The organism is Enterobacter sp. N18-03635 (assembly GCF_004006055.1).
GTDB lineage: Bacteria > Pseudomonadota > Gammaproteobacteria > Enterobacterales > Enterobacteriaceae > Enterobacter > Enterobacter vonholyi.
The window spans coordinates 790021-803798 of record NZ_CP034769.1; the positions used below are offsets into that span (position 1 = coordinate 790021).

A 13778-nucleotide genomic window follows, 5' to 3' on the forward strand; every position below is an offset into this window, starting at 1 on the left:
GCTTTTTTTATGCGCTGCGTTCAGGGTGCTACAGGCTGCCAGGTTTTATCAGGGCTATAGGCGGCTAGCGCACGGGCTTTCTGCTCTGAATCGCTGCCGAGATCGGACTGGTACACCTTGTCGTCCTGGTTTATCAAAAAGCTCATGACGCCCGTCTGGCCGTAGCTGACCGGCCAGCCCACCATCGCGAAACCGTTATTATCCGGCAGGATGCGGAAGCGATAGCCGTGATAGCCGGTACCTGGCTCTTTTGGGCTAAATGCCGGTCCGAGCGGACTGGGCGCTTCGCCGGGGGAGGCGGGCCAGTACAAACCGTCTTTTTTCCCCTTCGAGCTGACAATCTTCTGCGCGTATTTCTGGTTCATCGCAAAGTAGCTTTGCTGCGCATCAACATAGGCATGTAAGGCTTCAATGGCGGCGAGCTCGTTACGCCCAATTTCGCGGGTCAGGATTTCTTCAGCCCCTTCTTTGATATCGAACTGCCAGCCTGCAGTGGTTTTGATCACCGGGATAGGAAGCTGCCAGCCGCTGTCTCCGACAACCAGATGCGCCGTATCCCCTTCGATAACGGTCTTATGACGGACTTTCCAGTCGCGCAGGAAGCGATCGACGGCATCAGGATCAACGCCTTCAGGGGGCAGAAAATCGCGCCAGTTCTCTCCAAGCAGATTGCTCATCGCGCTCTCATTTTGCTCACTGATGGCGTTGGCCAGCGCATCGGTCGCCCGATCGGGCGTGCTGAAGGACTGCTGCGCCATCACCGGGGCCGAAAGCATGAACAACACCATTCCGCTGAGTAGTTTACTTTTCATGTCGGTTCCCTTAGCGATGTCGAATTTCACGGCGTTCAGCGCGTCCACCAGACGCCTGACGCTGCTGCTGGCGCGCAGCGAACTGTCTGCTTTGCGCACCGCGCTGCTGCTGCGCCTGCCAGTTCGCGGAGCGGCTGTCGTTGCCGCTCAGCGCATTGGCCCGGGGCTGGCTGTTTCGCTGCTGCAGAGTGCGTTGCTGCGCGGGCTGCGATACCCGTTTCTCTTGTCTCTGAGCGGTGGTCTGGCGATTTTCTCGCTGCTGCGTGGTGCTCCGCCTCGTCGTCTGAGGTTTGGTGTCGTAGCCACGGTAGTTATTGCGCTGGGAAATCTGCTTCAGCTGTTCACTTGAGGCCTGACGCTGAACATCTTTCGTGCCGGTGCGCGCCGTTTGGGGGAAGGTTTTACCCGTGGACTTCTCCATCTGGCTCAGGGCAGCCTGACGCTGGCTGTCCCGGTTAACCTGTTTTTGCTGCGTTGAGCTTAGCCCGGTAGCCGTGCTGGTGGAGTGGAAACGGTTGTTGAGCTGGTTAGTCGGATAGGGCACGCCTTCCCGATAGGCCGGGTTGTGCTGCCAGGTACGGTTGGCGTCCGTCAGATGCTGTCCGCTGATTTTATTGAAGTTCTCAACGTTGATATTGATGTTGTTATCACCGTTGCGGTTATAGCCGCCGTGATTATCCCAGTCACCGTCATGATGGTGGTCCCAGTCATCGTCGTCGTCCCAGTCGATGTTGCTGAAGATGGCATAGGTTGTGGCAACGCCCAGGCTGAAACCTAAGCCGTTAACGAAGCTGTTGCCAAACTGCTCTCCGGGCGTGGGCGGGAGATAGGTGGGAGGATACGCGGTGTTGGGCCAGGTCCCGTAAACCGTGTTGGGGTTATAGGTGGGGACGTAAACGACCTGCGGATCGGCAGATTCAATTTTGATAACCGTAGGGGCGGGCGCAGACGTGGTTGTTGTTGTTGCCTCGGTGGCGCTGGTTTTCGCTGGTGCCGGTTTAGTCACGGTGGTAACCGTCTGCTGAGGCGTGGATTGTAAAGCGCCGGTCTTTTGTGCCAGCGCGCGCAGGCGCTGAACGGAATCCATTACGTCTTTCGGCTGCGCGAGAAACGCATCGCCCAGATTTTGTACCCACGGCGGGTTTTCACCCATCAGGGACATAAGCTGAGGAAACGCGACCAGCGATTTCACGCTCGGATCCCAGGGCTGGCTGGCAACGGCCTGAATCGCGGCGTCTCCTTCCATTTTAGGGTTGTCTTTGGACCACTGCGCCGCCTGAATCACGTTGGCCGGGTAAGTCGAGGCCATCAGAATTTGTGAAAGCAGGGCGTCAGGGTAGAGCGCAATGGGGGCAACCCACTGATCGATTTGTGCGGCTGTGTAGGTTGGCGCGACAGCAAGGGCGGGCTGCGCTGCGGCAGGCACCGTCGGTGCAGCCGGCTGTTGTGCGACGGGGGCTGTCGCAACGGGTTCCGTTGCGCGGCTTTTGACAAACATGACGCCCGAGGCGGCAAACAGCCCGGCACTGCACAGTAGGACGAGCAGATGTGGCTTAAAGGGCAACTTCATAAAATGACTCCAACGAGACAAGCGCTGTGCCGTGAGGCGTTACGGTTGGCGTGAGTATTATTCACCCGCCTTTTACCGTTTTGACTTTTATTGGGAAGCGTCCGGTACGTCCGGATAAAGAGTGTGAGTATTTATTACACAATTATATCTGATGAAGGAAAAACTGAAGCGTCACGGTGCAGAAGAAACCGCAAATGATGGCCTAAATCCCCGCTACACCATGCTTAACGATTCAGCAAATTTTTTAATGTTGCTTTTTTGTAAACGGATTAACACTGTGCAGAAATCCTGCTATGCTGCCCGACGCGGTATCGGGCATTTACCCTACAAACTGCTGTCTCACAGGAGCGTGAAGAGAACGCCCGCCGCATATGACAATGAGAGCGAGGAGAACCGTCGTGCTAGAAGAATACCGTAAGCACGTAGCAGAACGTGCCGCCGAGGGAATTGTACCCAAACCTTTAGATGCAACCCAAATGGCCGCGCTCGTCGAGCTGCTGAAGAACCCGCCTAAGGGCGAAGAAGAATTCCTGTTAGATCTGTTGATCAACCGCGTACCGCCTGGCGTAGATGAAGCTGCCTACGTAAAAGCCGGATTCCTTGCTGCTATCGCCAAAGGCGAAGCCACCTCCCCACTGGTTACTCCTGAAAAAGCCATTGAACTGCTCGGCACCATGCAGGGTGGTTACAACATTCATCCGCTGATTGACGCGCTGGATAACGACAAGCTGGCACCGATTGCCGCTAAAGCGCTCTCGTCTACGCTGCTGATGTTCGATAACTTCTACGATGTGGAAGAAAAAGCCAAAGCTGGCAACGTCTATGCGAAACAGGTGATGCAGTCCTGGGCTGATGCCGAATGGTTCCTGAACCGTCCAGCGCTGGCTGAAAAAATCACCGTTACCGTCTTCAAAGTGACCGGTGAAACCAACACCGATGACCTCTCTCCGGCACCGGACGCGTGGTCTCGCCCGGATATCCCTCTGCACGCCCTGGCGATGCTGAAAAACGCCCGTGAAGGCATTGAGCCGGATCAGCCTGGCAGCGTTGGCCCGATCAAACAGATCGAAGCCCTGCAGAAAAAAGGGTTCCCGCTGGCCTACGTGGGTGACGTTGTGGGTACCGGTTCTTCCCGTAAGTCCGCGACCAACTCCGTGCTGTGGTTCATGGGCGACGATATTCCGCACGTGCCAAACAAGCGCGGCGGCGGTCTGTGCCTCGGCGGCAAAATTGCACCAATCTTCTTCAACACCATGGAAGATGCGGGCGCACTGCCGATCGAAGTGGACGTCTCTAACCTGAACATGGGCGACGTGATTGACGTTTACCCGTACAAAGGTGAAGTGCGTAACCACGAAACCAACGAACTGCTGGCAAGCTTTGAGCTGAAAACCGACGTGCTGATCGATGAAGTGCGCGCCGGTGGTCGTATTCCGCTGATCATCGGCCGTGGCCTGACCACCAAAGCGCGTGAAGCGCTGGGTCTGCCGCACAGTGATGTATTCCGTCACGCGAAAGACGTGGCGGAAAGCAATCGCGGTTACTCTCTGGCACAGAAAATGGTCGGTCGCGCCTGCGGCGTCGCCGGCGTTCGTCCTGGCGCATACTGCGAGCCGAAGATGACCTCCGTAGGTTCTCAGGACACCACTGGCCCAATGACTCGCGACGAACTGAAGGACCTGGCGTGCCTGGGCTTCTCTTCCGATCTGGTGATGCAGTCCTTCTGCCACACTGCGGCGTATCCGAAGCCGGTTGACGTGACCACGCACCACACGCTGCCAGACTTCATCATGAACCGCGGCGGTGTTTCCCTGCGTCCGGGTGACGGCGTAATCCACTCCTGGCTGAACCGTATGCTGCTGCCGGATACCGTGGGTACCGGCGGTGACTCCCATACCCGTTTCCCAATCGGTATCTCCTTCCCGGCGGGTTCCGGTCTGGTGGCGTTTGCTGCGGCGACCGGCGTAATGCCGCTGGATATGCCGGAATCGGTGCTGGTGCGCTTCAAAGGTAAAATGCAGCCGGGTATCACCCTGCGCGACCTGGTTCACGCGATCCCGCTGTATGCGATTAAACAGGGTCTGCTGACCGTTGAGAAGAAAGGGAAGAAAAACATCTTCTCTGGCCGTATCCTGGAAATTGAAGGTCTGCCGGATCTGAAGGTTGAGCAGGCGTTCGAGCTGACCGATGCCTCCGCCGAGCGTTCAGCTGCGGGCTGTACCATCAAGCTGAACAAAGAGCCTATCATTGAGTACCTGAACTCTAACATCGTGCTGCTGAAGTGGATGATTGCAGAAGGCTACGGCGACCGTCGTACGCTGGAGCGTCGTATCCAGGGCATGGAAAAATGGCTGGCCGATCCGCAGCTGCTTGAAGCCGATGCCGACGCAGAGTACGCGGCGGTGATCGACATCGATCTGGCGGATATCAAAGAGCCAATCCTGTGTGCACCGAACGATCCGGACGACGCGCGTCCGCTGTCTGAAGTTCAGGGCGAGAAGATCGACGAAGTGTTCATCGGATCCTGCATGACCAACATCGGTCACTTCCGCGCAGCCGGTAAGCTGCTGGATACCCACAAAGGACAGCTGCCAACCCGTCTGTGGGTGGCTCCGCCGACCCGTATGGATGCGGCTCAGCTGACCGAAGAGGGATACTACAGCGTGTTTGGTAAGAGCGGTGCGCGTATCGAAATTCCTGGCTGTTCCCTGTGTATGGGTAACCAGGCGCGCGTAGCCGACGGCGCGACCGTGGTCTCCACCTCGACCCGTAACTTCCCGAACCGTTTAGGTACCGGTGCGAACGTCTTCCTGGCTTCTGCTGAGCTGGCGGCGGTTGCGGCGCTGATTGGCAAACTGCCAACGCCGGAAGAGTACCAGACCTTCGTGGCTCAGGTGGATAAGACTGCGGTTGATACCTATCGCTACCTGAACTTCGACCAGCTCTCTCAGTACACCGAGAAGGCTGACGGGGTTATCTTCCAGACGGCAGTATAAACAGCAAAACCGTCTCTACGAGACGGTTTTTAGTGTTTGCCCCCTCTCCTGTGGGAGAGGGACGGGGTGAGGGCATCAGGCCGCAGGGTCTTGCTCTCACCTTTTTATTTTCATTCCTCCCACCTCTCACGCTTTTTTTCTTCCTCGCTGCTGCGATAATTACCTTAATGGCTTTGCAGAGGAAAACACTATGGATTACGAATTTCTGCGCGACATCACCGGAGTGGTGAAAGTGCGTATGTCGATGGGCCACGAAGCCGTTGGACACTGGTTTAACGAAGAGGTGAAAGAAAATCTCGCACTTCTTGATGAGGTTGAAGAGGCGGCAAATACGGTAAAAGGCAGTGAACGATCCTGGCAGCGCGCCGGGCATGAATATACGCTGTGGATGGATGGTGAAGAGGTCATGGTGCGTGCCAACCAGCTCGAGTTTTCAGGTGACGAGATGGAAGAGGGGATGAGCTACTATGACGAAGAGAGCCTGTCGATGTGTGGCGTAGAAGACTTCCTTCAGGTGGTGAACGCATACCGTGATTTCATGAAACAGAAATAACAGCCCGGAGCATCCCTGCTCCGGCTTGTTCTTACACGGCCGGAATATTGCGACCGTAGTAAATCTCGCGCATCTCTTTCCAGAGCAGGTCAGTAATAGCCTTACGCTCTTCTTCGCTTAAATCTTCCGGTTTCGTGTGGAACATATAGTGCTTAAGGTCGAACTCCTTAAGTAACATCTTGGTATGGAAGATGTTTTCCTGATACACGTTCACGTCCATCATGTCGTACAGCGATTTCATGTCCTCGGACATAAAGTTCTGTATGGAGTTGATCTCGTGGTCAATGAAGTGCTTCATGCCGTTGACGTCACGAGTAAAACCGCGCACGCGATAATCAATCGTGACGATATCCGATTCCAGCTGGTGGATGAGATAGTTCAGCGCGTTCAGCGGGGAAATCACGCCGCAGGTCGACACTTCAATATCGGCGCGGAACGTACACAGCCCACCTTCCGGGTGACTCTCCGGGTAGGTATGGACGCAGATATGGCTTTTATCCAGGTGGGCAACAACCACTTCCGGCAGCGGGCCCGGATGTTCCGTTTTGTCGATAAGCTTCGGGTCAACCGGCTCTTCGCTGACCAGAATGGTCACGCTCGCGCCCTGGGGTTCATAATCCTGTCGGGCGATATTCAGGATATTTGCGCCGATAATGGAACAGGTTTCTGACAGGATCTCGGTCAGACGGTTGGCGTTGTAGAGTTCGTCGATATAGGCGATGTAACCATCGCGTTCTTCCGCTGTTTTGGCATAGCAGATATCGTAAATACAAAAACTCAGGCTTTTGGTCAGATTGTTAAAGCCATGCAGTTTAAGCTTTTTCAATTAGCTCACCCCCTTAGTGGATAATGCGTCTTGCAGGTACTGCGGCAGAGCAAACGCTGCGGTATGAATAGCCGGATTGTAGTATCGGCACTGTAGACCTGCCTGATGGAAGCGGGCCTGAATAATTTCGGTGGAGAGATGGCGTAATACGTCGTTATCCGTTGCCCAGGCAAAGGTCATGATCCCGCCGTAGTACGTCGGAATGGCCGCCTGATAGAAGCTGACATCCTCGAAATAGGTGCTGAGCTTGCGATGGCTGTCCAGCGCTTCATCCTGCTGCAGGAAGCAGACGCCGTTTTGTGCGACGAAGATTCCGCCCGGGTTCAGGCAGCGCTTGCAGCCTTCGTAGAACGAGGAAGTGAACAGCGATGCGCCAGGGCCAATAGGGTCGGTGCAGTCGGAGATAATCACGTCAAAGGTCTGCGAGGTCTGGTTAACAAAGTTAACGCCGTCGTCAATCACCAGGCTAAAGCGCGGATCGTCATAGCTGCCGGCATTGTGGTTGGGCAGGTACTGGCGGCAGAAAGAGACGACGCCCGCATCGATTTCCACCATGGTGATGGTTTCAATGGAACGATGGCGGGACACTTCACGCAGCATTGCGCCGTCGCCGCCGCCGATAATCAGAACATGCTTCGCGTGACCGTGCGCCAGGAGCGGGACGTGGGTCATCATTTCATGATAAATAAACTCGTCGCGCTCGGTGGTTTGCACAACGCCGTCCAGCGCCATCACGCGGCCAAAGGCAGCATTCTCGAAGATGATCAGATCCTGGTGATCGGTTTTCTCATGATAGAGCACGTTATCAACGGCAAAGTACTGACCAAACTGGTCATGCAATGTTTCATGCCACAACGTGTGGTCGGCCATAGCGAACTCCTCCTGTGTAAACATCCGTTACGCTCGCAAAAAATGAGCGAAACATGATAGCTAACTCTAACCGTGGTTGCACGGCCAGAGGTTCAACAGGAGGCGTCGGGAAGGTTATTTAACGTAGGCGAGCAGGCTGAGTGAGTCGCGAGCCAGCGCTTTGCATTTTTTAGCAGTGGGAATGCCAATACCGCTTAAGTCACGGTAGCTGTCTTCGCCGAGCGCCTTCATGTCGAAGCTGTCGTAGTTGCTGAGATCCCACTGGTTCTGCTGGGCAAAAAAGACCAGCGCGCGGCGAATCTGCCCGTTGGGTAAATTCTGGTAGCCACAATCATTTTTCAGGAATACAAAAACCGCCGTTAAATCGGCCATATCTTCCGCTTCATTTTCACTTAGCGCATAGCTGTTCGCACACATTGCCATCAGGCTACCGAACAAAATTGTCCTGAAAAACGTCTTCATTGCTTCTACCACTTCTTCACGGAAAATTAACGTTAGCATACTTGATGCCAGTGCGACGATCTTTATTATTGCCGCTTTACTTGACCTTCCGGTAAGGGGAGGGTTTATGCTCAAAAGATCGCCTGCTGGAAATAAGGAAATGAACATGCAACGTCGTGATTTTTTAAAATATTCCGCTGTGCTGGGGGCTGCCAGCGCATTACCCCTCTGGAGCCGCGCGGTTTTCGCGGCTGACAGGCCTGCCTTACCCATCCCTGACCTGGTGACCGCTGACGCCCGCAGCCGTATCCAGCTTGTGGTTCAGGCAGGCAAAACAACATTCGGTGCGCACAACGCCACGACGTGGGGCTATAACGGCAATCTGCTCGGCCCGGCGCTGCAGCTGCGTAAAGGGAAAGCGGTGACGGTGGATATCCACAACACGCTCGCCGAAGAGACGACGCTGCACTGGCACGGGCTGGAAGTACCAGGCGAGGTAGACGGCGGGCCGCAGGGCATCATCAAAGCGGGCGGCTCGCGCAGCGTCACCTTTACGCCCGACCAGCGCGCGGCGACCTGCTGGTTCCATCCGCATCAGCATGGTAAGACGGGCCATCAGGTGGCGATGGGGCTGGCGGGGCTGGTGCTGATTGAAGACGACGAAAGCCGCCTGCTGCGCCTGCCGAAGCAGTGGGGCATCGACGATGTGCCGGTGATTGTGCAGGACAAGAAATTCACCGCTGACGGGCAAATTGACTACCAGCTGGATGTGATGAGCGCGGCGGTAGGCTGGTTTGGCGACACGCTGCTGACCAACGGCGCCATTTATCCTCAGCACGCCGCGCCGAAAGGCTGGCTGCGCCTGCGTCTGCTTAACGGCTGTAACGCGCGTTCCCTCAATTTTGCTACCAGCGATAAGCGTCCGCTGTACGTGGTCGCCAGCGACGGCGGGCTGCTGCCTGAGCCGGTGAAAGTGAGCGAGCTGCCGATGCTGATGGGCGAACGCTTTGAGGTGCTGGTGGACATCAGCGACGGCAAGGCGTTTGACCTCGTGACGCTGCCGGTTAGCCAGATGGGGATGGCGGTCGCGCCGTTTGACAAGCCGCATCCGGTGCTGCGTATCCAGCCTTTACTGGTGACCGCTTCCGGCACGCTCCCTGATACGTTAACCACTATGCCGGCACTTCCGTCGCTTGATGGGCTTACGCAACGCAAGCTGCAGCTCTCTATGAACCCGATGCTCGATATGATGGGCATGCAGGCGCTGATGGCGAAATATGGCGATACGGCGATGGCGGGAATGCATCACGGGCAGATGATGGGCCATATGAATATGGACCATGGAAAAATGGGCGGCATGGGGAACATGAATCACGGCGACCATGGCTTTGATTTCCACAACGCCAATATGATCAACGGCAAGGCGTTCGACATGAATACGCCGATGTTTGCTGCGACAAAGGGCCAGTTTGAGCGCTGGGTGATTTCAGGCGAAGGGGACATGATGCTGCATCCGTTCCATATCCACGGCACCCAGTTCCGCATTCTCTCTGAGAACGGTAAAGCGCCGGACGCGCATCGCGCGGGCTGGAAGGATACGGTGAAGGTGGAGGGCGGCGTCAGCGAGGTGCTGGTGAAGTTTGACCACGACGCGCCGAAGGAGTTTGCCTACATGGCGCACTGCCATCTGCTGGAACATGAAGATACGGGGATGATGCTGGGCTTTACCGTGTAAAAAAGCCGGGTGGCGGCTTCGCCTTACCCGGCCTACATAGCGTATCCATAGGCCCGGTAAGCGCGTAAGCGCCACCGGGCTTTTCAGTTACTTGTTTTCGTCAGGCAGCGCATACGCGACAATATAGTCGCCCATCTTCGTGCCAAACGAACCGTGACCGCCCGCAGAGATGACAACGTATTGCTTGCCATTCACTTCATAGGTCATCGGCGTGGCTTGTCCACCCGCAGGCAGACGGCCCTGCCACAGTTTCTCACCGTTGGTCATGTTGTACGCGCGCAGGTAGTTATCTGCGGTTGCCGCGATGAACAGCACGTTACCGGCGGTGGAAATTGGGCCACCCAGCATTGGCATACCCATATTGAACGGCACCGGAACCGGCATCGGGAACGGCATGCTGTCCTGTGGCGTACCAATACGTTTTTTCCACACGATCTGGTTGGTTTTCAGATCCAGACCGGAGATGTAACCCCAGGCAGGCTGTTTACACGGCAGACCAAACGGAGACAGGAACGGGTTCAGCGTTACGCCGAACGGTACGCCGTACTGCGGCTGAATGCCGGCTTCGGTACCGCTGCCTTTCGCGTCTTTCGGCTGTTCCATTGGGTTGCCCGGACCGCGTGGGATCAGACGGGAAACGAACGGCAGCGCCATCGGGTTAGCAATCGCTACCTGACGGTTAGGGTCAACGGAGATCCCGCCCCACTCGAACATCCCCAGGTTACCCGGGAAGACCAGCGTGCCCTGCTCAGAAGGCGGCGTGAAGATGCCTTCATAGCGCAGCTGATGGAACATCACGCGGCACACCAGCTGGTCAAACATCGTGGCGCCCCACATGTCTGCCCCGCTGAGGTCTTTCTTCGGACGGAAGCTCAGGTCGGAGAACGGCTGGGTTTTGCTGACGTAGTCGCCTTTCGCCGCACCCTGCGGTACCGGTTTTTCCGGGGCAGGCACAACCAGCTTGCCGTTGCTGCGATCCAGCACGAAGATGTTGCCGGTTTTGGCCGGGGCGTAAATCACCGGAACGGTTTTGCCGTTAACGGTAATGTCCGCCAGCGTCGGCTGGGACGGCATATCCATATCCCACAGATCGTGGTGTACGGTCTGATAGCTCCAGGCCAGCTTACCGGTGGTTGCGTTCAACGCCACGATAGCGCTGGCATAACGTTCCTGCTCCGGCGTGCGGTTACCGCCCCAGATATCTGGCGTAGTAACGCCCATTGGCAGGTAGACCAGGTCCAGCTTCGCGTCATACGCCGCTGGCGCCCAGGAATTTGGCGAGTTAAAGGTAAAGGTGTGCTCGTCAGACGGGATCGCGTTTGGATCTTTCGCGCCCGGGTCGAAGGCCCACAGCAGTTTACCGGTATTCACGTCGAAACCACGGATAACGCCGGAGGTTTCACGCGTGGAGAAGTTATCCGTTACCGAACCGGCAATCACGATGGTTTTATCGGTGATGATTGGCGGTGAGGTTGGCTCATACAGACCCGGCGTGGTGTCAGGCATGTTGGTCTGCAGATTCAGGATACCTTTGTTGGCAAAGGTTTCGCACAGCTTGCCCGTTTCGGCATTGATGGCGAACAGGCGACCATCGTTGACCGGCAGCATGATGCGGCGAGGACAGTCGGCAATGACTTCCGGGCTCGCATTATCCGGGCGCGCTTCGTGGTAAGAGACGCCACGGCAGGTCACGTGCTGGAAGGACGGGTTGGAGTTCAGCTGCGGATCGAAGTGCCATTTCTCTTTACCGGTGGCCGCGTCGAGCGCGAACAGACGCTGGTGCGCCGTACACAGATAAAGCATATCGCCGACTTTGATTGGCGTCACTTCGTTGGTCAGTTCACCCGGATCGTTCGGCATCTTAAGGTCGCCGGTACGGAATACCCAGGCTTCTTTCAGGTTTTTAACGTTGTCCGCGTTGATCTGCTTCAGCGGGGAGTAACGCTGGCCTTCCTGGTTACGACCATAGGCAGGCCAGTCGCCGTCAGCGACCTGTGAGATCGCCGCCGCAGGCGTCGATTCTGCATTCAGCGTACCGTTGATCTCCTGCGGGTCGTTAAAGCCGGCCCAGGTCAGGATACCGCCGCTGATCAGCAGGGCTACTACCAGCGCCGCAACGGCACCGCTGGACGGCACGATCAGGCGACGCCAGACAAACGGCAGGATCAGCCATATACCGAAGAAGACCAGAATATCGCTGCGCGGCGTCAGCGCCCAGAAGTCAAAGCCGACTTCCCAGACGCCCCAGATCATGGTGGCAAGAAGGAATGCGGCATACAGCCACAGTGCGGATTGTTTTCTACGCAACAGCAGGACGGTTACGGCAACCATCACCAGGCCCGCAATCGGGTAGTACCAGGAGCCGCCTAAAGCGACCAGCCAGACGCCACCGATTAACAGATACAGCGCGCAGAAGGCTGCGAACGCTGCTGTTAATGTTACCAGTAGACGCGGCTGTTTAGAGTTTGTTTCAGCCATAGAAAGTGTACTCGTCAGTTTTTGTTAATAATTTGCTAGCAACTAATTATAGGTATTAACAAGTGTGATCGGAATCACAATATTTGCTTTTTATAACTCATACGCCAGGCTTATCCATTTGCTGATATAATGAGGGACTTGCGTATCAGTGCTGGATATTAACTCGTCCGTATTGAGAGATTTTCATTAAAATCATTTGGTTAGTAATATGAAACATACTGTTGAAGTGATGATCCCGGAAGCCGAGATCAAAGCGCGTATCGCCGAACTGGGTCGTCAAATCACCGAACATTACAAGGACAGCGGCAGTGAAATGGTGCTGGTCGGTCTGTTGCGCGGCTCTTTCATGTTCATGGCAGACCTGTGCCGTGAAGTGCATGTGCCCCACGAAGTCGATTTTATGACCGCCTCCAGCTACGGCAGCGGCATGTCCACCACCCGTGATGTGAAAATCCTGAAAGACCTGGATGAAGATATTCGTGGCAAAGATGTGTTGATCGTTGAGGACATTATCGACTCCGGCAATACGCTGTCAAAAGTGCGCGAGATCCTGAGCCTGCGTGAGCCAAAATCGCTGGCGATTTGCACCCTGCTGGATAAGCCTGACCGCCGTGAAGTGCAGGTGCCGGTAGAGTTCGTGGGTTTCTCAATTCCTGACGAATTCGTCGTCGGTTACGGCATTGACTACGCGCAGCGTTATCGCCATCTGCCGTATGTTGGGAAAGTGGTATTGCTGGACGAGTAATTGCGGGCTGATGCCCTCACCCCGGCCCTCTCCCGCAGGGAGAGGGAGAACATCCCCGGCTTTATTTATGATTCACATGCTTAAGCTGAAGGTTGGCAATCCCCGAACGGTAACGCTGCTCCAGCGTTTCGCGGTTGGTGGCGGTCACTTCCAGATTGCGCAGCAGACCATCGTGAATTCCGTACGCCCAGCCGTGGATAGAGACCTTCTGCCCGCGTTTCCAGGCTGATTGCATGATCGTTGAGTGGCCCAGGTTATACACCTGCTCCATCACGTTGAGTTCGCAAAGGGTATCCATGCGACGCTCCTGCGGCATTTCACCCAGCAGTGAGCTATGTTTGAACCAGATATCGCGGATGTGCAGTAGCCAGTTATCAATGAGCCCCAGCTCCGTGTTTTCAACCGCCGCCTGCACGCCGCCGCAGCCGTAATGGCCGCAAATGATGATGTGCTCGACTTGCAGAACGTCAACGGCATACTGAACAACAGAAAGACAGTTGAGATCGGTGTGAATCACCAGATTGGCAACGTTGCGGTGAACGAACAGTTCGCCGGGCTCAAGGCCGGTCAGGCGCTCCGCCGGTACGCGGCTGTCGGAGCATCCAATCCAGAGAAAGCGTGGGTTTTGCGCCTGCGCGAGTTTTCCAAAAAATCCGGGGTCTTCCTCCACCAGCATTTTTGACCATAGTGCATTGTTGCTGATGAGTGTATCTATGTTGTTCATGGAGGTTAGCGACCTGTAACCGAGTAAT

At 55.9% G+C, this 13778-nt stretch carries 11 protein-coding genes; 4 read left to right on the top strand and 7 right to left on the bottom strand.

Features of this window, described 5'->3' with window-relative positions; translation table 11 throughout:
• Window positions 1-20: 20 nt before the first annotated feature.
• Together ELK40_RS04445 and ELK40_RS04450 are read right to left on the bottom strand one after the other, a co-directional pair.
• Window positions 21-812, bottom strand: coding sequence for a DUF2950 family protein (locus ELK40_RS04445; RefSeq protein ID WP_127732731.1), 792 nt, complete (start codon window positions 810-812; stop codon window positions 21-23).
• Between the two features lie 10 nt (window positions 813-822).
• Window positions 823-2382 (bottom strand): DUF3300 domain-containing protein, encoded by a 1560-nt coding sequence (locus tag ELK40_RS04450; protein ID WP_127729636.1) that lies wholly within the window; start codon window positions 2380-2382, stop codon window positions 823-825.
• A 398-nt stretch (window positions 2383-2780) separates the two neighbouring features.
• Here ELK40_RS04450 and acnB point away from each other — a divergent pair, with 398 nt between their 5' ends.
• Both acnB and yacL read left to right on the top strand, forming a co-directional pair.
• Complete coding sequence (gene acnB / locus ELK40_RS04455) at window positions 2781-5378, top strand: bifunctional aconitate hydratase 2/2-methylisocitrate dehydratase (RefSeq protein WP_032645211.1); 2598 nt, start codon at window positions 2781-2783, stop codon at window positions 5376-5378.
• A gap of 190 nt (window positions 5379-5568) precedes the next feature.
• Entirely contained in the window at window positions 5569-5931 is a 363-nt protein-coding gene (gene yacL, locus ELK40_RS04460) for a protein YacL (protein ID WP_115876426.1), read from the top strand.
• A 31-nt stretch (window positions 5932-5962) separates the two neighbouring features.
• Here the strand turns inward: yacL and speD are convergent, their stop codons facing one another.
• From speD to ELK40_RS04475, 3 genes are all read right to left on the bottom strand, one after another.
• Window positions 5963-6757 (bottom strand): adenosylmethionine decarboxylase, encoded by a 795-nt coding sequence (gene speD / locus ELK40_RS04465; RefSeq protein ID WP_008501953.1) that lies wholly within the window; start codon window positions 6755-6757, stop codon window positions 5963-5965.
• The gene (gene speE / locus ELK40_RS04470) at window positions 6758-7627 is read right to left on the bottom strand and encodes a polyamine aminopropyltransferase (RefSeq protein WP_039265690.1); all 870 of its coding nucleotides are present in this window, start codon (window positions 7625-7627) and stop codon (window positions 6758-6760) included.
• Window positions 7628-7741: 114 nt separating this feature from the next.
• Window positions 7742-8089 carry a YacC family pilotin-like protein gene (locus ELK40_RS04475; RefSeq protein WP_014882582.1) on the bottom strand — a complete coding sequence of 116 codons (348 nt, stop codon included), beginning with the start codon at window positions 8087-8089 and terminating at the stop codon, window positions 7742-7744.
• A 145-nt stretch (window positions 8090-8234) separates the two neighbouring features.
• On the opposite strand from ELK40_RS04475, the gene cueO reads away from it, so the two are divergent.
• Entirely contained in the window at window positions 8235-9803 is a 1569-nt protein-coding gene (cueO, locus tag ELK40_RS04480) for a multicopper oxidase CueO (protein ID WP_127729638.1), read from the top strand.
• Between the two features lie 87 nt (window positions 9804-9890).
• Here the strand turns inward: cueO and ELK40_RS04485 are convergent, their stop codons facing one another.
• A complete protein-coding gene (locus ELK40_RS04485; RefSeq protein WP_115876424.1) occupies window positions 9891-12281 on the bottom strand; it encodes a glucose/quinate/shikimate family membrane-bound PQQ-dependent dehydrogenase in 2391 nt (796 codons plus the stop codon).
• 208 nt (window positions 12282-12489) lie between these two features.
• Here ELK40_RS04485 and hpt point away from each other — a divergent pair, with 208 nt between their 5' ends.
• Window positions 12490-13026 (top strand): hypoxanthine phosphoribosyltransferase, encoded by a 537-nt coding sequence (hpt, locus tag ELK40_RS04490; protein ID WP_008501948.1) that lies wholly within the window; start codon window positions 12490-12492, stop codon window positions 13024-13026.
• Window positions 13027-13087: 61 nt separating this feature from the next.
• Here hpt and can read toward each other — a convergent pair whose 3' ends face one another.
• Complete coding sequence (can, locus tag ELK40_RS04495; protein ID WP_008501947.1) at window positions 13088-13750, bottom strand: carbonate dehydratase; 663 nt, start codon at window positions 13748-13750, stop codon at window positions 13088-13090.
• Window positions 13751-13778: the final 28 nt, after the last annotated feature.